At 38.2% G+C, this 22364-nt stretch carries 24 protein-coding genes; 15 read left to right on the top strand and 9 right to left on the bottom strand.

The features are described 5' to 3' along the window. Window positions 1-33: 33 nt before the first annotated feature. Entirely contained in the window at window positions 34-537 is a 504-nt protein-coding gene (locus tag LCM02_RS06220; protein WP_224927460.1) for a DUF4760 domain-containing protein, read from the bottom strand. Window positions 538-583: 46 nt separating this feature from the next. Beyond that, complete coding sequence (locus tag LCM02_RS06215) at window positions 584-1345, bottom strand: peptidylprolyl isomerase (protein WP_224927459.1); 762 nt, start codon at window positions 1343-1345, stop codon at window positions 584-586. A gap of 103 nt (window positions 1346-1448) precedes the next feature. Between LCM02_RS06215 and idi the strand changes: the two genes are divergently transcribed. From idi to LCM02_RS06200, 3 genes are read left to right on the top strand one after another with little or no spacing between them, the layout of a single operon-like run. Continuing rightward, a complete protein-coding gene (idi, locus tag LCM02_RS06210; RefSeq protein WP_224927787.1) occupies window positions 1449-1964 on the top strand; it encodes an isopentenyl-diphosphate Delta-isomerase in 516 nt (171 codons plus the stop codon). A gap of 2 nt (window positions 1965-1966) precedes the next feature. After that, window positions 1967-2380 (top strand): 6-pyruvoyl trahydropterin synthase family protein, encoded by a 414-nt coding sequence (locus LCM02_RS06205; RefSeq protein ID WP_224927458.1) that lies wholly within the window; start codon window positions 1967-1969, stop codon window positions 2378-2380. Continuing rightward, on the top strand, window positions 2377-2916 hold the full coding sequence (locus LCM02_RS06200) for a peroxiredoxin (protein WP_224927457.1): 540 nt from the start codon (window positions 2377-2379) through the stop codon (window positions 2914-2916). The genes LCM02_RS06205 and LCM02_RS06200 overlap by 4 nt, the downstream gene beginning before the upstream one ends. Window positions 2917-2927: 11 nt before the next feature. Here LCM02_RS06200 and LCM02_RS06195 read toward each other — a convergent pair whose 3' ends face one another. Beyond that, window positions 2928-3941, bottom strand: coding sequence for an adenosine deaminase (locus tag LCM02_RS06195; RefSeq protein WP_224927456.1), 1014 nt, complete (start codon window positions 3939-3941; stop codon window positions 2928-2930). Window positions 3942-4097: 156 nt separating this feature from the next. Here LCM02_RS06195 and LCM02_RS06190 point away from each other — a divergent pair, with 156 nt between their 5' ends. The 5 genes from LCM02_RS06190 to LCM02_RS06170 all read left to right on the top strand — a co-directional run bounded on the left by LCM02_RS06190 (window position 4098) and on the right by LCM02_RS06170 (window position 7767). Continuing rightward, window positions 4098-5291: a DegT/DnrJ/EryC1/StrS family aminotransferase gene (locus tag LCM02_RS06190; RefSeq protein ID WP_224927455.1), complete on the top strand. Its 1194-nt coding sequence runs from the start codon at window positions 4098-4100 to the stop codon at window positions 5289-5291. A gap of 9 nt (window positions 5292-5300) precedes the next feature. After that, on the top strand, window positions 5301-6032 hold the full coding sequence (kdsB, locus tag LCM02_RS06185) for a 3-deoxy-manno-octulosonate cytidylyltransferase (protein ID WP_224927454.1): 732 nt from the start codon (window positions 5301-5303) through the stop codon (window positions 6030-6032). A 20-nt stretch (window positions 6033-6052) separates the two neighbouring features. Further along, window positions 6053-7135 carry an iron-containing alcohol dehydrogenase family protein gene (locus LCM02_RS06180; RefSeq protein WP_224927453.1) on the top strand — a complete coding sequence of 361 codons (1083 nt, stop codon included), beginning with the start codon at window positions 6053-6055 and terminating at the stop codon, window positions 7133-7135. A 57-nt stretch (window positions 7136-7192) separates the two neighbouring features. Continuing rightward, the gene (locus tag LCM02_RS06175) at window positions 7193-7465 is read left to right on the top strand and encodes a hypothetical protein (protein WP_224927452.1); all 273 of its coding nucleotides are present in this window, start codon (window positions 7193-7195) and stop codon (window positions 7463-7465) included. Between the two features lie 104 nt (window positions 7466-7569). Further along, the gene (locus LCM02_RS06170) at window positions 7570-7767 is read left to right on the top strand and encodes a hypothetical protein (RefSeq protein ID WP_224927451.1); all 198 of its coding nucleotides are present in this window, start codon (window positions 7570-7572) and stop codon (window positions 7765-7767) included. Window positions 7768-7770: 3 nt separating this feature from the next. On the opposite strand, the gene LCM02_RS06165 is transcribed toward LCM02_RS06170, so the two are convergent. After that, window positions 7771-8724 carry a LysR family transcriptional regulator gene (locus tag LCM02_RS06165; protein ID WP_224927450.1) on the bottom strand — a complete coding sequence of 318 codons (954 nt, stop codon included), beginning with the start codon at window positions 8722-8724 and terminating at the stop codon, window positions 7771-7773. A gap of 102 nt (window positions 8725-8826) precedes the next feature. Here LCM02_RS06165 and LCM02_RS06160 point away from each other — a divergent pair, with 102 nt between their 5' ends. Continuing rightward, a complete protein-coding gene (locus tag LCM02_RS06160) occupies window positions 8827-9297 on the top strand; it encodes a Dps family protein (protein WP_224927449.1) in 471 nt (156 codons plus the stop codon). Between the two features lie 30 nt (window positions 9298-9327). Here LCM02_RS06160 and LCM02_RS06155 read toward each other — a convergent pair whose 3' ends face one another. After that, entirely contained in the window at window positions 9328-10140 is an 813-nt protein-coding gene (locus LCM02_RS06155) for a lysophospholipid acyltransferase family protein (RefSeq protein WP_224927448.1), read from the bottom strand. A 32-nt stretch (window positions 10141-10172) separates the two neighbouring features. Further along, on the bottom strand, window positions 10173-10805 hold the full coding sequence (locus LCM02_RS06150) for an NUDIX hydrolase (RefSeq protein ID WP_224927447.1): 633 nt from the start codon (window positions 10803-10805) through the stop codon (window positions 10173-10175). A gap of 152 nt (window positions 10806-10957) precedes the next feature. On the opposite strand from LCM02_RS06150, the gene bshA reads away from it, so the two are divergent. Next, window positions 10958-12091, top strand: coding sequence for an N-acetyl-alpha-D-glucosaminyl L-malate synthase BshA (gene bshA / locus LCM02_RS06145; protein ID WP_224927446.1), 1134 nt, complete (start codon window positions 10958-10960; stop codon window positions 12089-12091). A gap of 20 nt (window positions 12092-12111) precedes the next feature. Here bshA and aroB read toward each other — a convergent pair whose 3' ends face one another. Then, the gene (aroB, locus tag LCM02_RS06140; protein WP_224927445.1) at window positions 12112-13188 is read right to left on the bottom strand and encodes a 3-dehydroquinate synthase; all 1077 of its coding nucleotides are present in this window, start codon (window positions 13186-13188) and stop codon (window positions 12112-12114) included. 86 nt (window positions 13189-13274) lie between these two features. On the opposite strand from aroB, the gene LCM02_RS06135 reads away from it, so the two are divergent. Together LCM02_RS06135 and LCM02_RS06130 are read left to right on the top strand one after the other, a co-directional pair. Beyond that, the gene (locus LCM02_RS06135; protein ID WP_224927444.1) at window positions 13275-14441 is read left to right on the top strand and encodes a proline dehydrogenase family protein; all 1167 of its coding nucleotides are present in this window, start codon (window positions 13275-13277) and stop codon (window positions 14439-14441) included. After that, window positions 14442-15704, top strand: coding sequence for a metallophosphoesterase (locus tag LCM02_RS06130; protein WP_224927443.1), 1263 nt, complete (start codon window positions 14442-14444; stop codon window positions 15702-15704). Between the two features lie 54 nt (window positions 15705-15758). On the opposite strand, the gene fahA is transcribed toward LCM02_RS06130, so the two are convergent. Next, on the bottom strand, window positions 15759-17048 hold the full coding sequence (fahA, locus tag LCM02_RS06125; protein WP_224927442.1) for a fumarylacetoacetase: 1290 nt from the start codon (window positions 17046-17048) through the stop codon (window positions 15759-15761). A 141-nt stretch (window positions 17049-17189) separates the two neighbouring features. Between fahA and glyA the strand changes: the two genes are divergently transcribed. The 3 genes from glyA to LCM02_RS06110 all read left to right on the top strand — a co-directional run bounded on the left by glyA (window position 17190) and on the right by LCM02_RS06110 (window position 21592). Beyond that, window positions 17190-18476, top strand: a complete 1287-nt coding sequence (glyA, locus tag LCM02_RS06120) for a serine hydroxymethyltransferase (protein WP_224927441.1) — start codon at window positions 17190-17192, stop codon at window positions 18474-18476. 61 nt (window positions 18477-18537) lie between these two features. Further along, window positions 18538-20418, top strand: coding sequence for a CBS domain-containing protein (locus tag LCM02_RS06115; protein ID WP_224927440.1), 1881 nt, complete (start codon window positions 18538-18540; stop codon window positions 20416-20418). A 1-nt stretch (window position 20419) separates the two neighbouring features. Then, window positions 20420-21592, top strand: a complete 1173-nt coding sequence (locus LCM02_RS06110) for a M14 family metallopeptidase (protein ID WP_224927439.1) — start codon at window positions 20420-20422, stop codon at window positions 21590-21592. A 10-nt stretch (window positions 21593-21602) separates the two neighbouring features. On the opposite strand, the gene LCM02_RS06105 is transcribed toward LCM02_RS06110, so the two are convergent. Further along, window positions 21603-22349, bottom strand: coding sequence for a 5'-methylthioadenosine/adenosylhomocysteine nucleosidase (locus tag LCM02_RS06105; protein WP_224927438.1), 747 nt, complete (start codon window positions 22347-22349; stop codon window positions 21603-21605). Window positions 22350-22364: the final 15 nt, after the last annotated feature.

The following is a 22364-nucleotide window of genomic DNA, read 5'->3' as shown; positions in this document are numbered from 1 at the left end:
TTGCAAATATAAGCCAACTTTGATTATCTACCATTAGGAATCCCAATTTTTGAATTTTTCCAGTGCCGGTTTTGCTTTGTCACGTTCTCTTTTCTTCAAAATATAAGAGAGCCATTCAAACCACTCAAGAAAAAGCTTTTGATCATTGATCTTTCTGTATTCCAGAACATATAAATTTAACTTTTCCCATAAGGCCAGACAAACCCCTCCCACAAGCTGTTCTACAAATTCGATCGGGATAACTCTTTTATAGACCAGGAAACCGAGAGTTTCAAATTTCGTAGTGATGGCAAAAATAGCTTTTTCGAGATTGGGATTTACTTCTTTTAGCGAGTCAAGCTGTTCAGAATGATTGATCACATGAAGAGATTCTGTAAACTGAGCATCCTGCATGGTTCGCATTATCTCTACGGCCGCGATGTCTTTTCGTTGGGTTTTGAATTGTTTCAATTGGATGACTCCAAAGATAATTGCTATGATGATCGTAATAAAGCTCAAAATGGGAGCCAGTTGAGTGAGAAATTCAAACAGTTCCATGTCTATATTCTAAAAATGATTGGTTGTAAAATCGAATATACCAAAATTAATCGACTACCTCCACTTTCATAAATACATCATTGAGAGGCCATTCATCCCCTCCCGCTTCGAGTTGAACGATTCTGTCGATAGTTTCAAAACCAGAGATTACTTCTCCAAATACTGTATGCTCACCATCCAGGTGATGGGCGCCTTTTCTGTTTTGAACAATATAAAATTCAAATGCTGTAGAATACTTTCGAGGGTTGTCTTTCCAATCCCTTGCAAGCGCTATGGCTCCATATTTATGCTTTAATTTCTTATTGAATTCAGGGGGAATTTTATAGCGTTCATATCTTGCTTTATATCTTTGTGTATCCAGGCGTTCCGATTCACCTCCCTGAATTATAAAATCCGGAACAACACGATAGAAGCAGGTAGTATCGAAATAACCCATTTTTGACAGAAAAATAAAACTGGCCCTGTGTAAAGGGGTTTCTTCATACAAACGAATTTTCATATTTCCCAGCCTCGTTTTGACTAGGACAATGCTTTCTCTGTTTTCCTCACCATATTTCTGAAGAAATAGAACGGCGTTGTCTTTGTTTATGGAATCGAGGGGTCTGGATTCAGCCCTACTTTGAGCATTTTCCTTTATCTTCTTTTCACTCTTATCACTTTGCAAATCCTCAATCTCAATATCAGATCCCTCAGATCCATTGTTTTCAACGGGAGTTGAATTATTCTGCAGCGATTCTTTTTTATCTGTTTTGCAAGAGGCAAAAACAATCACCAAAAAAAGAAAAAAACGAAATGTGGCAATTTTCATGGCCTTATGGATCAATTATTGCATGCAAATATATGTTATTGTCTCAAATTCAATAGGGGGTTTTAATTAAAGTAGGAAATAAGTAACTTTGTAAAAAAGAAGCATTTTGGAAGAAAAAGTTATTTTAGTTAGTGAAACTGATGAGCAATTGGGGCTTATGGGTAAAATGGAGGCCCATGAAAAAGGTTTGCTTCACAGGGCGTTTTCAGTATTTATATTCAATAAGGACGGAAAGTTGCTGTTGCAGCAAAGAGCTCTTGATAAATACCATTCACCTGGTTTATGGACCAATACCTGTTGCAGCCATCAGCGAGAGGGGGAAACGAATCTGCAGGCAGGCAAGAGAAGATTACTGGAAGAGATGGGTTTTAGCTGTGAGTTAAAAGAGTTATTTTCATTTGTCTATAAAGCTCCTTTTGATAACGGCCTTACTGAACATGAACTGGATCATGTCATGGCTGGGTATTACGATGAAGATCCTGTAATTAACGCAGAGGAAGTAGGTTCTTTTAAGTGGATGACCTTAGAGGATGTCCGGAGAGACATGCTTTTGAACCCTGGAGCGTATACAGAATGGTTTAAGATCATTTTTAAGGAATATTATCAGCGATTGATTTAATTATGAAGGTTACGGTAAGCAGAAAGGCACATTTTAATGCAGCTCACAGATTGTATAACAATGAATGGACAGATTCAAGGAATTCAGAGATTTTCGGGAAATGTGCAAATCCGAATTATCATGGTCACAACTATGAGCTGATCGTTTCCGTCAAAGGAGAGATACATCCTGATACCGGATTCGTCATGGATATGAAAGTGTTGAAGAATTTGATACGATCGGAGGTAGAAGATCAGTTTGATCATAAGAACTTGAATGAGGAAGTTAAAGAATTCAAAACTTTGAATCCTACTGCTGAAAACATCTCGGTTGTAATTTGGAACAAGCTGAGGTCAAAAATTGAAGAACGGCTTCAATTGACTGTAACCTTGTATGAGACCCCCAGGAATTTTGTAACCTACGACGGCGGAAAATGATGAAGAAAGCCTCTCTTGTCATTCTTGTAATAGTTGCCTTAATTGGAATTTTCTCGATTTTTAGTTCAAAGGCTCAAACCCCGGTTCAGGTGGGTGATCAGGTTCCTTCTTTTAAGCTTGAGGATCAGAATGGAGACATGTTTGACCTGAGTGCTTTTAAAGGAAACACGGCCATGGTGATTTATTTTTATCCCAAGGATGATACGCCCGGATGTACGAAAGAAGCTTGTTCCTTCAGGGATTCCTATGAAACATTTACGGACAAGAATATCAAGGTGATCGGAATTAGTTCAGATGATGTAGAAAGCCATAAGAATTTTGCTGAAAAATACAATTTGCCTTTTACGTTGCTGGCTGATACGGAAAACAGAGTCAGAGACTTGTTTGGAGTAAAAGCAAATGCCTTTGGCCTGATTCCGGGAAGAGTCACTTATGTGATCGATAAAGAAGGTGAAATCATCTTTATGTATCAAAGCCAGTTCCAGGCTAAAAAGCACATCGAGGAAGCTTTGAAAGCCATCAATTCATCACTCTGAGATCAAAACTATTATTCAGAAATACTCTTTTGATAGTATGCCTCAACTTCAGCAAGGTGTTTATCTTTGGATTCTCTGCTGAGCAATGAATATTCGAAAGAGTTTCTAGCAAGTTGATATAGATCATTTTTCGAGAGCCCAAGTGCCTCTTGAATTTCAATATAATTCTGATTGACCTGCCCTCCAAAATAAGCCGGATCATCTGAGTTTACGGTTACTTTCATACCATAATTCATCATTTTTTTCAAAGGGTGATCCTTAAGATTCGGAACCACTTGCAGAGCCCTGTTAGACAGAGGGCATACCGTCAATGCTATTTCTCTTTTGACAATTTCATCAACCAGTGAATCATCCTGTAAAGAATTATTTCCATGATCGATTCTTTTGATCCTTAAAATATCAAGAGCCTCCCAGACATAATCTGCATTTCCTTCTTCTCCGGCATGTGCCAAGGGGATATAGCCTTCTTTTACTGAGGCCTCAAAAACATTTTTGAATTTAGAAGGAGGATTTCCTTTTTCAGAGGAATCCAATCCCACCGCTGTTATCCAGTCTTTAAAGGGGAGAGACTGCTCCAGTGTTTTAAAAGCTTCGTCTTCTGACAAGTGCCTTAAATAACTCATAATAAGAATTGATGAAACCCCTAAATTCGTTTTTGCATCTTCACATGCCTTGTGAATTCCATTGATTACAGTACTAAATGGGACGCCTCTTTCCGTATGCGTCTGGGGATCAAACATGATCTCGGTATGTCTTACGTTTTGACTTGCGCATTTTTCAAGATAAGCGTAAGTCAGGTCGTAAAAGTCACGTTCATGGATCAAAACACCGGCTCCCTGGTAATAAATATCCAGAAAATCCTGAAGGCAATCAAACTGATAAGCCTCCTCGATCTCTTTTACCGAATTAAAGGGAATTGAAATCTTATTTCTTCGTGCAATTTCGAACATTAACTCAGGTTCAAACGTGCCTTCGATATGCAAATGTAATTCTGCTTTAGGTAATCCTTCAATAAATGCTTTCATAATTCAAAAATAGTAATTTAATTGGATGACAGTGGCATTTTGTTCCAAGCCCATTTACTTTTGTGGAAATACCTATTTGAATGATTTTCAATACCTGTAAATTGCCTTTAAATAATTATCTTTGCTTGCTTTGAATCTTTAATAAAAATAAACAATATGCCCGGATTTGAATTATTTGGCGATGCCGAACGAAAGGAACTCAATGACGTTCTTGAGAATGGAGTACTTATGCGTTATGGTTTTGACGGTATGAGAAATGGCCACTGGAAGGCCAAGGAACTAGAACAGGAGTTGCAAAACCGTTTTGGTGTGAATCACGCACAACTTACAAGCAGCGGAACAACGGCTTTGAACGTTGCCTTGGCAGTTATGGGAGTAGGGGCAGGTGATGAGGTCATTATGCCTTGTTTTACCTTTGTTGCCAGTTTTGAATCGATACTGGCTTCAGGAGCCACGCCAGTTCTGGTTGAGATTGATGATACCCTTACTCTGGATCCTGCTGCAGTGGAGGCTGCTATAACTCCAAGAACAAAAGTAATCATGCCCGTGCACATGTGTGGTTCGATGGCTGATCTGGATGCCTTACAAGCCATTTGTGATAAACATAATTTATTGCTTCTTGAAGATGCCTGTCAGGCATTTGGAGGATCCTACAAAGGGAAAATGCTGGGAGCGATTGGGGATGCAGGAACTTTTTCATTTGATTTTGTAAAAACCATTACCTGTGGGGAAGGAGGAGCACTTCTAACCAACAATAGTGATTATGCAACCTGGGCGGACCAGTATAGTGATCATGGTCACGACCATATCGGAAGTGACAGAGGGGCGGAAACCCATCCGATTCTGGGATATAATTTCAGGATTTCTGAACTGCATGCTGCCGTTGGACTCGGCCAGATTAAAAGAATGGATGAGTTTATAGCAATTCAGCGAAGGAATCACGCCATATTAAAGGAGTCCCTTAGTGAAATTCCGGAGGTGAGTTTCAGAAGAATTCCTGACCCGGAAGGTGACAGTTGTGGGTTCCTTAACTTTTTTATGCCAACAGCAGAACTTTCAAACAAAGTTGTCGAAGCCTTTGCATCATACGGGATTGACGCCTATTGGAATTATTTCAATAACAATTGGCATTACATTCGAAAATGGGATCACTTTAAAGAACTTAAGAGTTTGTTCCCGCTGTCGGATCATGTTAAAAATGGCTTATCTGGACTTGAGAAGAAAGAATTTCCTCAATCTGATGACCTGATTTCGAGAAATATTTCGTGTCTGATCAAGTTGTCATGGACTGAAGAAGAGGTCAGGGAAAGAGCCGAAAAAATGGCAAAAGCCATTAAATCTGTACTTTAAAAGAAAAGAATGAAAATTATTGCAATGATTCCTGCCCGTTATGGAGCCACCAGGTTTCCGGGTAAATTAATGGCCGACCTTGGAGGAAAGCCGGTAATTGTGAGGACTTATTTGGCAACCAAGGCCACAAACCTTTTTGATGAGGTCTATGTTGTTACCGACAGTGATGTCATAAAGAATGTAATAGAAAAAGCCGGAGGCAAGGCCATCATGAGTCAGAAAGAACATGAATGCGGTTCAGACCGGATTGCAGAGGCTGTTGAGCATCTTGATATTGATGTTGTGGTAAATGTACAGGGAGATGAACCTTTTGTTAAGAAGGAACCGCTCCAAGCTGTGATTGACGTATTTAATGGTGCCGATGCGGATAAAATCGATCTTGCATCGCTGATGCAGGAAATTACGGACTGGAAGGACATTACAGATCCGAATTATGTTAAAGTGATAGTGGATAAGGACAACTTTGCTTTGTATTTTTCCAGATCTCCAATTCCTTACCCGAGGGATAAAGATGCTGGAGCCCGATATTTTGAGCACATTGGTGTGTATGCATTTAGAAAACAGGCAATAATGGATTTTTATCATTTGCCTATGAGGGCACTGGAAGCTACCGAAAAGGTTGAATGTATTCGCTATCTGGAGTACGGGAAAAAGATCAAGATGGTGGAGACAAGCTATATGGGCATTGAAATTGACACACCTGAAGATCTTGAGAAAGCAGCAAAATTTATTAAAGATTAACCTTTTAAAATCAAAAAAATATGAGTTTTAGAAACTTTCCTATGGTTCCAAGAGTAGTGTTTGGAAGAGGTAGTTTTAACCAATTAGAGGAAATATTGGAACCCAAGAGAACGGATGAAAAGTCTCCTTTTATTTTTTTAGTTGATGATGTGTTTAAGGGTAAGGAGAGTCTTATCTCCAGAATTCCATTGAAGCAACAGGATCAGGTTATATACATCAGCGCTGAAGAAGAACCTAAAACAGTGTATGTCGATTCCATTCGGGATGATATTGCCAAACAATTTTCCGGTATTCCTTCCGGAATTATTGGGATCGGAGGGGGAACACTTCTTGACTATGCAAAAGCTGTTGCTTTGATGCTGACCAATCCCGGTTCCTCAGCGGATTATCAAGGCTGGGATCTTGTTAAGAATCCGGGAGTTTATCATGTTGGTATTCCAACCATTTCGGGAACCGGAGCTGAAGTTTCGAGAACAACTGTATTGACAGGGCCTGAGCGTAAACTAGGAATGAATTCTGATTACACACCCTTTGATCAGGTAGTACTCGATCCGGAACTACTGGATGGTGTACCTAAGAATCAATGGTTTTACACAGGTATGGATTGCTATATTCATTGTATCGAGTCTTTGACAGGTACTTATTTAAATGCTTTCAGTCAAAGTTACGGGGAAAAATCTTTGGATCTTTGTCGTGAGGTTTATCTGGAAAAAGATGAGATTGATGCAGATTCGCAAGATAAACTTATGATGGCATCCTGGCACGGAGGTATGAGTATTGCTTATTCTCAGGTTGGAGTTGCACACGCAATGAGTTATGGTTTGTCTTATTTATTGGGAACCAAACACGGAGTTGGAAATTGTATTGTTTTTGATCAGTTAGAAGAGTTTTATCCTGAAGGAGTTAAGGAATTTAAAGAAATGGTCATTAAGCATGGTATTGATATTCCAAAAGGACTTTGTAAGGATCTTTCAGATGAACAATTTGATACAATGATAGATGTGGCACTTAGTTTGGTTCCGCTTTGGGAAAATGCCTTGGGCAAGGAGTGGCAGAAGACCATTACCCGGGAAAAATTAAGGGCGATGTATGAACAGATGTAATAAGAACAGGTTTGATAATTGCTCGAAATTGATATATATTTATAAAAAAACAAAATTATGGCCAGTATAAGAAAGTTAAAGAAAGACATGAACACCGTTTTGTCGGATATTATTGAAGACTGTTATGTTTGCCAGCTCAATGGGGATGATAAGGTATCTGCAAAGGCAGAAAAAATAATTGATGAAGCTATTGAAACCTTTGATGAATTGATAGCAAAATTACATGGAAAAAATGTAGATAATGTTAAAGTACATATGAGAGAGGTCAGAGCTGCCCTAGATAAAAAGTCTGAGGAACTTTCTCTCAAAATATCTAAGTTAACATCTTGATATTTAGATTATTAACGATTTAATTTCATTTTTTCATTTTTTTTTACTTAATTTGTGATAAGTGTTCCTTTGAATACGTTGTTTACTTAAATAAGACAATATATATGGCAAGAGCAATCTTAGACTACACCAAAACCGTTTTAAAAAAAGTTAGTTTTGATGTTGAATTGTTTAGCAAGGAATTAAAAAAAGCTGTGAAAAGGTTATTACCATTTGAAATTGAAGAATTGCGACTTTGGTTGTTGCAATTCACTGCAGACAGACCGGAACTTTATCCGAGTCTTGCTTTAATCAAAAATTAGATTTTAAATTTCGACCGATTTCTTGTTAAGAGGGCTGATAATTTTCACATCGTGAAAAGATATGGCTCCTCTGATTACACCATCTATTGTGGTTTTTAATGCTTCAATAAGTTGCATTTTAAGCTGTGATTTATGGTATATGATACTTACCTCCCGGGCAGGAATGCTATTTGAGAATTCTTTGAGATATTGTTTGTCCTGTTCAGGCAGTTCCAGTGAGTGAAGATAGGGAATGAGCGTCATACCCAACCCTTCCTTACTTAATTTTACCAGTGTATAAATATTACCGCTTTCCAATTGAAAATGGTTTTTGTCAATAGTATTTTTGTTTTGACAAATATTAATCACACTATTCTTAAAGCAATGCCCTTCTTCCAGAAGCAGAACATCATCGATGTCCAAATCTTCTTCCGAGATATTTGGTTTACTGAAAAGGCGATGATCTGATGATACGAAACCAATAAAAGGCTCATAGTAAATAGGTCTTTCTTTAATGGCTTCATTTTCAAGCGGTGTGGCTGCAATGCCAACATCAAGGTGCCCGTCAGTAAGTTTCTTGATTATTTCTTCAGTCGTCAATTCCTCAATGACCAATTTGACTTTAGGGTATTTATTCAAAAAGTTCTTTAAAAAGATAGGCAGAAGCGTAGGCATCACGGTTGGAATAATTCCAAGTTTGAACTCACCACCTATGAACCCTTTTTGCTGATCAACAATATCATTGATCCTTTCACTTTCATCAACAATCAATCGTGCCTGTTGAATGATCTTTTCCCCAATAGGAGTCAACTGAATTGGTTTTTTCTTTCTGTTAAATATAGTTACCTCCAGTTCTTCCTCTAATTTTTGAATCTGCATGGAAAGTGTTGGTTGGGTAACATAACTATGTTCAGCCGCCTGGGTAAAATTTTTGTATTCTGCAACGGCAAGGACATATTTCAATTGAGTAATAGTCATGTATAAATATTTTTGATAAATATATATAAACTATCAATGAAATTGATAGAAAAATAACTCAATTTTAGTCGAAATTTGTAACTGAATTTAAATCAATATGTTATGAACAGTACAATTTTAGGATTAGATAGAGAAAAAGTTTCAGGATTAAAGGAAAGTTTGAATGAGCTTTTGGCCAATTTTCAAGTTTACTACCAGAACTTAAGGGGTCTTCATTGGAATATAAAGGGTAAATCGTTTTTTGAATTGCATGTGAAATTTGAGGAATTATATACAGATTCGCAGGAAAAGATCGATATGATTGCGGAACGTATCCTTACCCTGGAGGGAACTCCACTACACACATTTAAGGATTATATGGATCTGTCTGCTGTTCCTGTTGGAAAAGATGTTTCAAATGATAGGGAATCGGTTGAGTTGATTGTAAATTCACTAATAATTTTGATCGAAATTGAAAGAAAAATTCTAAGTCAGTCAGCTGACGCGGATGATGAGGGAACTAATGCAATGATGAGCGATTTCGTTTCTGAACAGGAAAAAACGGTTTGGATGCTGAAGTCCTGGTTGGCATAAAAAAACATCCGCCTAAGGCGGATGTTTTTTTTAGTACATATCCCAAAATTCTCTTTTTTTATTGAGTTCTCTTTCGCTTTTATGGTAGTCTTCGACTTTTGTGACTTTCAGAAAAGAAGGATGTTGTTCAATAGCGTATTGCAATTTTTCCACAATCTCTTCAATGGTATCATTTTCATAGTCAATATCCATGGGTTTTTTGATCACCATAGACTGCAAGATTCCCCTTTTTTTTATGAGTAATCCCTTTTTGTCAAAAGATCTTCGAAATCCATCGATAACAATGGGTATTACAATGGGTTTATTCTGTCTGATAATATGAGCAGTCCCTCTTCGGATCGGTTTAAAAGGTGTCGTAGTCCCCTGCGGAAAAGTGATGACCCATCCATCTTTTAGGGCTTTGGTAATATTTGAAACATCAGAAAGTCTTACTTTTTTGTTGACATCCTTTCCTTTTTCTCTCCAGGTTCTTTCTATCGAAATCGAGCCTGCATATTCCATGATTTTAGGAAGTATTCCAGCTCTCATGGTTTCTTTTGCAGCCACAAAGTAGATATTGAGTTTTGGTTGCCACAGATATCCTACATCTTTAATACTGTCAACACGCCCGCTAAGTGACGCGTTAAATACGTGAAGCATTGCCGCAACATCCGCAAAATATGTCTGATGGTTTGCAACAAATAACACATTGTTATGAGGCAGGTCTCTGATGATCTCAGAACCTTCAATCTGTAATTTGTTGAAGCCACGGTATCTTCTATGAGAAAATAATCCCAATACTCTAATCAATGTTTTTTTCAAAAAAAGGTTTTTGCCAAAAACATCTCTTTTAAATAAGCCCATTCTTAACGATTTGCTTCACAAACATAAAAAAATTATCGAAGACTTTCTTTGATTAAGTCTTTAATTTCACTCAACATCATGGCGGTTGCACCCCATACGACCCTGTCATTAAGATGAAAACAAGGGACGTCAACATTTTGCATATAACTTGTGGTAAGATTTTGAACCGAAACACTATTTTCGTTCAAAAGGTCCTGCAAAGGAACTTCAATAATTTCTTCAACTTCATGGTTAGTCTTGAACCGGGGTATGTCGTGGGAAAGACCGAGATATGGACTCACCATAAAATTGGAAGGAGGAATATAGGTGTCGGTTATTTTTCGTATCATCTTGATTTTTTCCATTGGGATTCCAACTTCCTCAGTGGTTTCCCTGAGAGCCGTAATTTTTAAATTTCCGTCATTTTCTTCGAACTTTCCACCCGGAAAACCAATTTGAGCGGCATGGGTCCCATCATAGGAGGCTCTTAAAATCAAAAGAAAATGTGTCAGATTGAACTGGTCCGGATAGAATAAGGCTAAAACGGCCGCCTTCTTTGGGTCTTTAATGGATTCAACATTTATCATTTTCCGCTCCTTGGGCACCATTTTGAACTGCGATTCCAATCCGCCTAACCGCATTTCTTCCATCTTCGAATTCAATGATAAAAAATAGTCAAAGTCCATTTAAAAGCATATTTTTACAACAGACGAATTTACAATTATTCTTTTGAAAAAAGTTATCGCATAAATGAAGTGACATTAAACAGGAGGAATGATCAAACTTTTAAAGTAAGAAAAGAGTTTAATCTCGTCTTTATATAAATAAATTTCAAAACATGAACATAGGAATTGTTTGCTATCCCACCTATGGAGGTAGTGGAGTAGTGGCAACCGAGCTTGGAATGGCCCTCGCGCAGAAGGGGCACCAGGTACATTTTATAACCTCTCATCAGCCCGTTAAATTGAATTTTCTTAATCACAACTTGCATTTTCATGAAGTTTTTGTAGAGAATTACCCCCTATTTCATTATCAGCCTTACAATCTGGCTCTTTCCAGTAAACTGGTCGAATCTGTTGAAAAGTACAGTCTGGATGTGTTACACGTACACTATGCCATTCCTCATGCTTATGCGGCCTACATGGCAAAACAAATGCTCAGGGATATTGGTATTGAGATTCCAATTGTGACGACCTTGCATGGCACTGATATTACCCTGGTTGGAAGCCACCCTGTTTACAAGCCAGCTGTGGAATTCAGCATTAACCATTCCGATGCCGTAACTACGGTGTCAGAGAGCTTAAAAGATGATACGCTAAGATTGTTTAATATCAGAAAGAATATTGAAGTTATTTACAATTTTATTGATTTTGAACAACAGGAAAAATGGAGTTCCGAGGACTGTATCAGAGGAACCCTCGCAAAACCCGAGGAAAAGATATTGGCTCATGTAAGTAATTTGAGACCAGTAAAACGAGTATTGGACGTAATTAATATTTTTCACCAAGTACAGAAACAAATTTCAGCTAAACTCATTCTTGTTGGAGATGGCCCGGACAGAGAAAAAGCGGATCTTTTGGCCAAGGAATTAGGTATCAAGGAGAAGATCCTGTTCCTGGGAAAAAGTGATGAAATAAGAAAAATACTTTGTTTATCCGACCTGTTCCTACTCCCTTCAGAAACTGAAAGTTTTGGATTGGCTGCTCTGGAGGCCATGGCAGGAAAGACTCCGGTTATTTCGAGTAATACAGGTGGACTTCCTGAAGTGAACATTGACGGAGTTACAGGATTTTTGAGTGATGTTGGAAATGTTGATGAGATGGCTAAAAATGCGCTCTATCTGCTAAGTGATGAAAAGAGGCTCGAAAAATTTAAGCAACAGGCATTTGATGAGGCTCACAGATTTTCCATTGACTCCATTCTTCCCAAGTATGAAAAAATGTATAAGAGAGTTATCAAAAATGGTAATTGAGACGCCGGTTCTCTAAATTTTTAGGTTAGACCGTGCTTATAGTAATGTAATCCCTCTTCGATTAACTCGGGGTTGAGCTGAATATCAAGTTTACAATTTTCAATGGCGTTCAGCAGGACAAAATTGACCTTTCCACCGACATTCTTTTTATCGAATTTCATGAGATCTACGATTGCATTGAAGTCCTCTTTTTCCAGTTGAATGGAGCCATAAAAGTCCAGGACAAAGGAGCGCAGCGATTCCGTAAGTGAAAAAGGAAAATCAAAAACCCGGGAAGAATAGAATAGTTCTATGACCATACCGGCCGCAATGGCTTCACCATGAGTCAGATTTTTTTTATCAGCAGATTCCAGGAAATAAGACTCAATGGCATGGCCAATGGTATGTCCAAAGTTTAAAGACTTTCGAAGATCATTTTCGAGAAGATCCTTTAAAACAACTTCATTTTTTATCTCGACAGATCTGTACACCAGCGGGTTGATTTTTTGTAAATCAACTTCTGTAAACTCCTCGATGGTACCCCAAAGCTTTTTGTCAAAAGTGAAGCCGTATTTTATAATCTCAGCAAGTCCGGACCTCATTTCTCTGTCAGACACGGTCTTTAAAAAATCCATATCCACCAAAACCATTTCAGGATTGCTGAATAATCCGATTTGATTTTTTAGCACCCCAAGATCTACACCTGTTTTACCACCAACTGAGGCATCCACCATACTTAGAAGGGTGGTTGGAATATTGATGAATTTGATCCCTCTTTTAAACGTGGAAGCCACAAATCCTCCCATGTCAGTAATCACTCCGCCACCGAGATTGATCATCAGTGATTTCCTGTCGGCACCTTTTTCAGAAAGGGTATTCCAAAGATAATTACAGGTTTCTATATGCTTGAACTCTTCACCTGCCTCAATCCGGATCACTTCAAAATTCAAATCAGACTGAGCTCTCTGCAAAAATCCTTTCAGGCAGTGCTTCTCAGTGTTCGTATCTACAAGAATAAATACTTTTGAATGATGATTTTCATTCAAATAATCCCGCAAAGATCTGTAGGCTTCTTCCTGAAAATGCACAAAGTAATTTGTAGATCGTATTGATTGCATAAAAATCGTTTTTTATGATGCAAATAACGGTGAAATTTTTTAAAAAAATAAATCACTCTCGGTATCTTTGCTAAAAAGAAAATAGCATGAATGAACTTTTTAATAATACTGAGGTGGCTTTTAGTCTAAAATCTGATTCAGAGTTGGAAAGAGCCTATTTTTTATTTAAACTAATCAAGAGTGAGCCCTTGGTTAAAATTGGAACAGCGGTTACCAAATTTGCTTTGAAATCTTCATTACCTGTGGAAGGATTAATCAGGTCGACTGTTTTTGATCATTTTTGCGGAGGGGTTAGTGAAACGGACTGTATGCCGATCATTGAACGAATGCATGAAAAGAAAGTTTATTCGGTATTGGATTATTCGGTTGAAGGAAAGGAAGAGGAAGCGCAGTTTGATGCCGTACTTGATAAAACCCTTTCTCTTATCAGTTTTGTCAATGAAAAGGATGCGATGCCGTTTGCAGTATTTAAACCAACAGGTTTCGGAAGGTTTGAATTGTATAGAAAAATAACAGAAGGCGAAGCATTGAATAAGGAAGAGGAGAAGGAATGGGAACGGGTTGTGGAACGTTTTGAAAAGGTTGCCAAAGCTTGTTATGAAAGGAATGAATGCTTACTTGTTGATGCCGAAGAAAGCTGGATGCAGAAAGCCGCTGATGATCTCTTAGAGGATCTGATGGAAAAGTATAATAAAGAAAAGGTGATCATATTCAGTACCTTACAGCTATATCGTCATGACAGACTGGACTATTTAAAAGGCCTTCACCAGCGGGCAAAAAAGAAAGGTTTTAAAATAGGTATGAAGCTCGTAAGAGGAGCCTATATGGAAAAAGAACGAGAACGGGCTGAAGAAAACAAATACCAGGACCCCATATGCGCCACAAAGGAAGATACGGATAAAAACTTCAATGATGTCCTCAAATACATGTTCGATAACATAGAAGATATGGCAATTTTTTGCGGAACGCACAATGAAGAAAGTTCTTATTTGCTTATGGACCTTATCGAAAAGGCCAAAATTGACAAAAGTGATGATCGATTGTGGTTTGGTCAATTGTATGGAATGAGTGATAATATATCATTTAACCTGGCTGATCAGGGTTTTAATGTGGCCAAATACCTTCCTTTTGGTCCCGTGAAAGATGTTATGCCTTACCTGATACGACGTGCAGAGGAAAACACCTCTGTAGCAGGTCAGACTAACCGAGAACTAGACCTTATTTCTAAAGAAAAGAAAAGAAGGAAACTATAAATGTCGACAAGAAATATTTCATTTAATCTCGTATGGACCCTGATCGTTTTTTTGATCATGGACGTTTACGTTTATACCGCTCTGCGAAAAAGTATCAGTAAGAGCAGATGGAAGAATTATTATAATTTCTTGTTCATTATTTTTTTGGCCTTGGGCTATACAGGGTTCTATTATCTGTATACTTATTTTACATTAAAACCATTAGTGGTAGAATGGGCCCCCAATCTGGCCATTGGATTCTTCTTTGCTTTTATGGTTGTAAAGATTCTTCTGGTCCTTTTGTTTTTGTTTGAAGATGTTTACAGGTATCTTAGTTATTTTGTTTTGGTGATTCGGAATTTATTCCAATCAAAAAAGGGAGAGATATCAAGGCCGGGGAGAAGATCCTTTATTAGAAAAACGGGATTGATTGTGGCCGCCATACCATTTACATCCATGCTATATGGAATCACTAAGGGAAAATATAATTTTCGTGTAAACACATTAAAGTTGTCATTTGATAACTTGCCAAAGGCTTTTCAGGGATTCAGGATCGTTCAGATTTCTGACATTCATTCAGGAAGTTTTGATGATGCTTCTGCTATCACAGAAGGAGTTGAAATGATAAATGAGCAAGAACCGGATCTGATTTTGTTTACAGGGGATCTGGTCAATAATGACTCTCGTGAAATTGTACCGTTTATAGAGGATTTTAAAAGGCTGAAGGCCCCTCATGGAGTTTATTCGGTTCTGGGAAATCACGATTATGGAGATTATAAAAAATGGGATTCCCTGGCAGACAAGGAAGAAAATATGAAATTGCTTTACAGATACCAGAAGCAGATGGGGTTTAAGTTATTGAATAATGAGAATGCAACCATAGAAAAAGAAGGGGACAGGTTTGGAATCTACGGAGTTGAAAACTGGGGAAACAAGCCTTTTCCACAACGAGGAGATATTGACAAGGCCCTGGAAGGAAATCAAGATATGAAATTCAAGATTTTACTCAGTCATGATCCTACGCACTGGAACAAGAAGGTCATTGAACATCCGGAGCATTTTGATCTCACACTCTCTGGCCATACACATGGTATGCAGTTTGGTGTAGAGATTCCCGGATTCAAGTGGAGCCCGATCAAATATATTTATCCCCAATGGGCAGGCCTTTATGAGAAAAGTAAACAGTATTTATACGTCAATCGCGGCTTTGGATTTTTGGGTTTTCCCGGAAGAGTCGGAATATGGCCGGAAATTACGGTTATTGAATTATCCGGTAATTCGTAATTATGAAATTTAAATTTTTTAATTCCACAATCAAATCGAAAATAATAAATCTGCTTAGTTGTCCTCAAAGGTTAAGGCCTTTTTGATTTTTCCGGTGCATTCCCCAAAACCGATTCTTACCTCTCCATTATCGCAGTGTCCGCGCATGATAACCGTGTCTCCGTCAAGAATAAACTTTCTTTCCGTTCCATCTGACATTTTTAGCGGTTCAGTTCCTTTCCAGGTTAATTCCAGCATGGATCCATAACTGCTTTTTTCTTTTCCGGATATCGTACCACTTCCATAAAGATCACCAGCCCTTACATTACATCCGTTAACCGTTTGATGGGCCAATTGCTGAGCAATACTCCAGTAAAGATTATTGAAATTGGTCGTACTGACCAAAGTCTCTTCTTGTTTTTTGGGTTTTATAGAAGTCAGCAGCTTAATGTCGTAGCTGTTGAGCCCTTCTTCTTCAAGATATGGCAAAGGTTTAGGATCTTGTTCCGGACCTTTCGATTTATAAGGTTCGAGCGCATCCAGAGTTACGACCCAGGGAGAAATTGTTGAAGCAAAATTCTTTGCAAGAAATGGGCCCAGAGGCACATATTCCCATTTTTGAATATCCCTCGCAGACCAGTCATTGAGCAAAACCATCCCAAAAATATGATTTCTCGCTTCCGATACCGGAACTGGTTTTCCAAGATCATTAGCAGCTGTGGTTATAAAACCCATTTCAACCTCAAAATCAAGTAATTTACAAGGGCCAAAAACAGGTTCAGAGGCTCCTTGTGGGAGTGTCTGCCCGGATGGTCGTCTGATCTTGGTCCCGGACACCACAACTGAAGATGCCCTTCCGTGGTAACCTACGGGAATATGCAACCAGTTGGGAAGAAGCGCGTTTTCCGGGTCCCTGAACATGGTACCCACATTTGTGGCGTGGTCCTTACTGGAATAGAAATCCGTGTAATCACCTATATCCACGGGTAAGAGCATTTCCACTTCATCGATGTTAAAAATAATTTCCTCACAATGCTTCTTATTATTTTTTAACTTATCGTTTTTACTATCAAATATGTCAGCGATCCTGTTGCGGACAAGCCTCCAGGTAGTTCGGCCGTCGGCGATAAAATCATTTAAAGAGTCCTGCATAAAGATATCATCAGTCAAGGGAATCCCTTCAAAGTATCCCAATTGCTGAAAAGCGGCAAGATCTATTGCCGAATTGCCTATTCTTGTTCCTATTGTTGTGATGTCATCCTTGGTCAGAAAAACTCCAAAAGGAATGTTTTGAATAGGGAAATCTGAATCCTTTTCAACGGGCAACCAGCTTTTTCGTTTCGGATTATTAGCAGTTATCTTCATGTTTTTTAAGAATTTGATAAAAAAATTTCGTTTAATTAGGAAAACAATTATTTCATTCCAAATATATAAGTTTCTCTATATATCAGGGATGAATTTATTATTTTTGTGCAGATATATAAATTTACAAATAAAACGACATTCATGAGCCGAGATGAAATAATTTTTGACCTGATAACTGAGGAAAGAGAAAGACAGACAAATGGTTTGGAGTTGATAGCTTCAGAAAACTTTGTGAGCGAGCAGGTAATGGAAGCAGCAGGATCCATTTTAACGAATAAATATGCTGAGGGATATCCCGGTAAAAGATATTATGGAGGATGTGAAGTTGTTGATCAGATAGAGCAGATCGCCATTGACAGAGCAAAGGAACTTTTCAATGCGGAATATGTAAATGTTCAGCCTCATTCAGGTTCTCAGGCAAATACAGCTGTTTTTCAGGCCGTCTTGGAGCCTGGGGATCAAATATTAGGTTTTGACCTTTCACACGGAGGGCATTTGACTCATGGGTCGCCTGTAAATTTCTCAGGAAAACTTTATAAGACTGCTTTTTATGGAGTTGAGAAGGAAACAGGTGTGTTGAACTACGATAAAATCCAGGAAAAAGCAGACGAAGTAAAACCCAAATTGATTATTGCCGGTGCATCTGCTTATTCAAGAGATATTGATTTTAAGCGCTTTAGAGAAATTGCGGATAGTGTGGGAGCCATCTTGCTTGCAGATATTTCACATCCTGCCGGCCTTATTGCCAAAGGGATTTTAAATGACCCTATTCCTCATTGCCATATTGTAACTACAACCACGCATAAAACGCTGAGAGGCCCAAGAGGTGGTATCATCATGTTGGGGAAAGATTTTGAAAACCCCATGGGAGAGACAACACTTAAGGGAAAGGTTAAAATGATGAGCACTATTTTGAATTCTGCGGTTTTCCCCGGAATCCAGGGTGGTCCGTTAGAGCATATCATTGCTGCCAAAGCCATTGCTTTTGGTGAGGCACTCACTGATGAGTTTTTAAATTATCAGATTCAGGTGAAAAAAAATGCTGCTGCACTAGCTAAGGCCTTTGTTGCTAAAGGATATCATATCATTTCAGGCGGAACCGATAATCATATGATGCTTATCGATCTAAGAAATAAAAATATCACGGGTAAAGAAGCGGAAAATGCCTTGGTTAAAGCGGACATAACGGTTAATAAGAACATGGTTCCATTTGATGATAAATCTCCTTTTATCACTTCCGGAATCAGAATTGGTTCGGCAGCAATTACAACCAGGGGTCTTCTCGAGTCAGACATGCAGGCTATAGTTGATCTTATAGATGAAGTCATCGTTAACTTTGAAGATGAAACTGTTCTGGAGTCTGTGGCAGAAAAGGTTAACAAAATGATGCAGGATAAGCCATTGTTTGCCTCTTCACTTGTTATATGATAATAATCATTTAATTACCATTATTTTTAACCTATTTTTACTTAGGTAAATTTGATGGTTCATGGGTTCTCAATCTGTAAAGGCAATTGAAAATTTAAGGGAGCGGAAGGAGTTTTTATATCATTTGCTCAATGATGTAAAGGCGCTGGAAATGATGCTTGATCGTGAAGTTTTTGAAAAAGGGATACAGCGTATCGGAGCCGAACAGGAACTTTGCCTGGTAGATAAAAACTACCGGCCTTCATGTAATTCCCTGGAGATTCTTAAAGAGATCAATGACCCTCACTTTACAACTGAGCTAGCCTTATTTAATATGGAGATCAACCTGGATCCCCACAAATTGTCAAATAAGTGCTTTTCGAAAATAGAAGAAGAGTTAAACACATTGATTTCAAGAGCAGATAAAATTGCTTCGGAAATCGATAATACAAAAATCATTCTGACAGGTATTCTCCCGACACTGAGAAAACGTGATATGATTTTCAAGAATATTACACCTTATCCAAGATATAAGGTTTTGAATAAGATTTTGAAAAGTATAAGAGGGGATGATTTTCTTTTAAGGATAAAAGGTGTAGATGAACTGATCATCAATCATAAATCAATTTTATTTGAGGCTTGCAATACAAGTTTTCAGGTCCATTTACAAATTCCTCAGGATGAACTTGTTGATAAATACAACTGGTCCCAAACCATTGCAGGGCCTGTTTTGTCGATTGCAGCAAATTCACCCTTATTGCTTGGCCGTGAGTTATGGAGTGAAACCAGAATTGCCCTGTTTCAGCAAAGTGTTGACCTGAGAAACCGTTCTTATCTTCTCAGGGAACAAAAACCAAGAGTATCTTTTGGAAGTAGCTGGATAAAGGATTCGGTAATAGAGTTATATCAGGATGACATCGTCAGATACACGCCACTTCTTACCACGACAAAAGAAATGAAAGAGGATGCCGTGGCTCAACTTGAGAACGGGAAGATTCCTAAACTGGAAGCTATCAATATACATAATGGAACCATTTACAGATGGAACAGATTGTGTTACGGTGAAACTCATGGGATTCCACATATGAGAATCGAAAATAGGTATATTCCCGCGGGACCCACTGTTAAAGACGAAGTTGCCAATGCGCTGTTCTGGGTTGGGTTGATGCAGGGAATTCCGGAAAAATACAAGAATTTACCTGATTTCCTTCCATTTAATGAAGTCAAGGGTAACTTTATAAATGCGGCACGAACAGGGATCAATACATATTTTAACTGGTTTGGTCAAGGGATTTCTGCAAGAAGATTGATACTAACGGAGCTAATTCCGATTGCCAGGGAAGGGCTTCTTAAATCTCACATTGATCAGAAAGATATCGATTATTATCTCAATATTATTCAAAAGCGGGCGGAAACGAGATATACCGGTTCGCAGTGGATGAGACACAGCAATCGAATTCTGAAGAAAAAAATGACAAAGGACATTGCCAATGCTACCTTGACAGCGCATTTATATCAAAACCAGAAAGAAGGAAATCCTGTTCATGACTGGAAACTAGCCAAGGACAATCACGTTTTGGACCTGGATATTGGTATGACCAAATTGGAAAAATTCATGACCACTGAAGTTTTTGTGGTTAATGAAAATGATCTGGTTGAACTGGTTTCTAAAATCATGGAGTGGAGAAATATTCATCATATCCCGGTGGTTGATGACAAAAACAGGCTTACCGGATTGATTACAAAGAAAAATATTCAGGAGATAAGTGGCCAGGATACCAATGTGATTGTTGCTAAAGATATAATGGTAAAAGATGTCATCACCGTTGATTCAGAAACTTCCATTGAAAAGGCAAATAAAATTATGATAGAAAACAGGATTGGATGTTTGCCTATTATTGAATTAGAGGATCTGGTTGGAATTCTAACGAAAAACGATCTGAATAAAATTCTGAGTTCCTGATATGACTGCGGTTACGAAGAATAAGAAACGGTTTTCGCCTGAAAATAGGGTTCTCGGAAGTTTTTACGGTACGAATAATGGTCCTACAATACTAATTTTTGCTGGAATACACGGAAATGAAAAGGCAGGTGTATACGCTTCTGAAAAGGTTATTTCGAAAATTGCGGAAAGAAATATCCGATTTAAAGGTAATGTACATTTTATTTTGGGAAATATAAATGCCTTGAATAAAGGAGTTCGTTTCGAGGAGTTTGATCTGAACAGGATATGGAGAAATGAGCACTTTGAGGATCCCATTAAAACCAGTGCAGGATTAATCGCTGAAAGAAAGGAACAAATAGAAATTTTGTCCATTGTTAAGGCAATTCTGCTAAATGAACCAGGGCCGTTTTATTTTCTTGATTTACATACTACTTCTGCACCTTCTGTTCCTTTTATTACAATTAGCGATTCCCTGAATAATAGAAAATTTTCATCAAATTTTCCTGTCCCTGTTGTTTTCGGGATTGAAGAGTTTCTAGATGGTCCCCTGTTGACTTTTATCAATGAATATGGGCATATTGCCCTGGGATTTGAAGGCGGTGCGCATGAGGATCCTTCCTCGATAGTGAATTGCGAAGCTTTCATCTGGAAGGCTCTCGTTCATTCCAAGTGTATAGAAAAAGGAAATGTTCCTGAATATTCAACCTACCAGAAAGTATTTGAAAACCTCTGTTGCAAATATCAGTTCTTCGCGATAAAATACAGGTACGAGATCAAACCGGATGAGGATTTTAACATGCGGCCGGGATTCAAAAATTTTGAACCTATCAAAAAAGATGCATTATTGGCTTTTAGCAATGGTACACCTATTCCTTCTCCCAGAAGGGGGAGGATTTTTATGCCTTTGTATCAAGAGCAGGGAGAAGACGGTTTCTTTGTCTTAAAGAAAATATCGAAATTCTGGTTATGGCTATCCATCATCGCGAGAAGACTTAAATTTAATCACTTTTTGAGGCTAATACCCGGGGTAAACCAGGACCCGGAGAATAATTACACCTTGATTGTTGACCCAAAAGTAGCCCGGTTCATGACGCTTCCTATTTTTCATTTATTCGGATACAGGCAACAGATTTATAAAGATGATAAATTGCATTTTATCAAGCGGGACAGAAAGGTTACAATTTTTCCTTAGTAACGGAATACTAATCTTTCAGATAATTCTCTAAAACAGCAAGTGCATAGATACTGGCAATTTCATTGGCAAATTTTGGAAAATCGACGTGAGCGTTATGATTGGCATTATCAGATATGGTTCGGATGATGGAGTAGGGCACCTCGTACTCATAACATACCTGAGCAACAGCTGCTCCCTCCATTTCCACACATTTTACATCAGGCAGTCCCGATAGAATAGAAGATATTTGTTCCTTTCCTGATATGAACTGATCACCCGAGGCAATGGCCCCAATATGAATGTTCGGTTCTGAGATTTCAAATTGGCTCAGCTTGTCACGATCAATATAATTATGAATAGTATCAAAAAAAGATTCACAGGCCAGCTTCAATTTGTTCCTTTTATCATGATCTGTATTGAAAGATCTCAATCCCAAAAGAGGAACTTCATATGTGGCCACCAAAGGACTTCCATCTAAATCATGTTGATAGAGTTCTTCTCCTATTATTATGTCTCCAATAGACACTTCAGGCTGAATCCCTCCGGCAACACCTGTGAATATTATTTCCTGAATATTAAAGTCATTCAATAGTTGGGTTGCAGTTGTCGCTGAGGCCACTTTCCCCCATCTTGAAAAAACGATGACCACCTCTTTGTTAAACAGAGTACCTTCAAAATAGGTACGCATGCCTTTGGTCGATTTTTTTTGAACCTTTAGAACATTGAGAATAGCCTGAATCTCCTCCTTCATGGCACTGACAATACCTATTTTCATACAACAAATGAAGAT

The organism is Lutimonas saemankumensis (assembly GCF_020171465.1).
Lineage (GTDB): Bacteria > Bacteroidota > Bacteroidia > Flavobacteriales > Flavobacteriaceae > Lutimonas > Lutimonas saemankumensis.
Note: the sequence above shows the minus strand (reverse complement) of the source record. Positions and strands in the feature narration are given on the sequence as shown.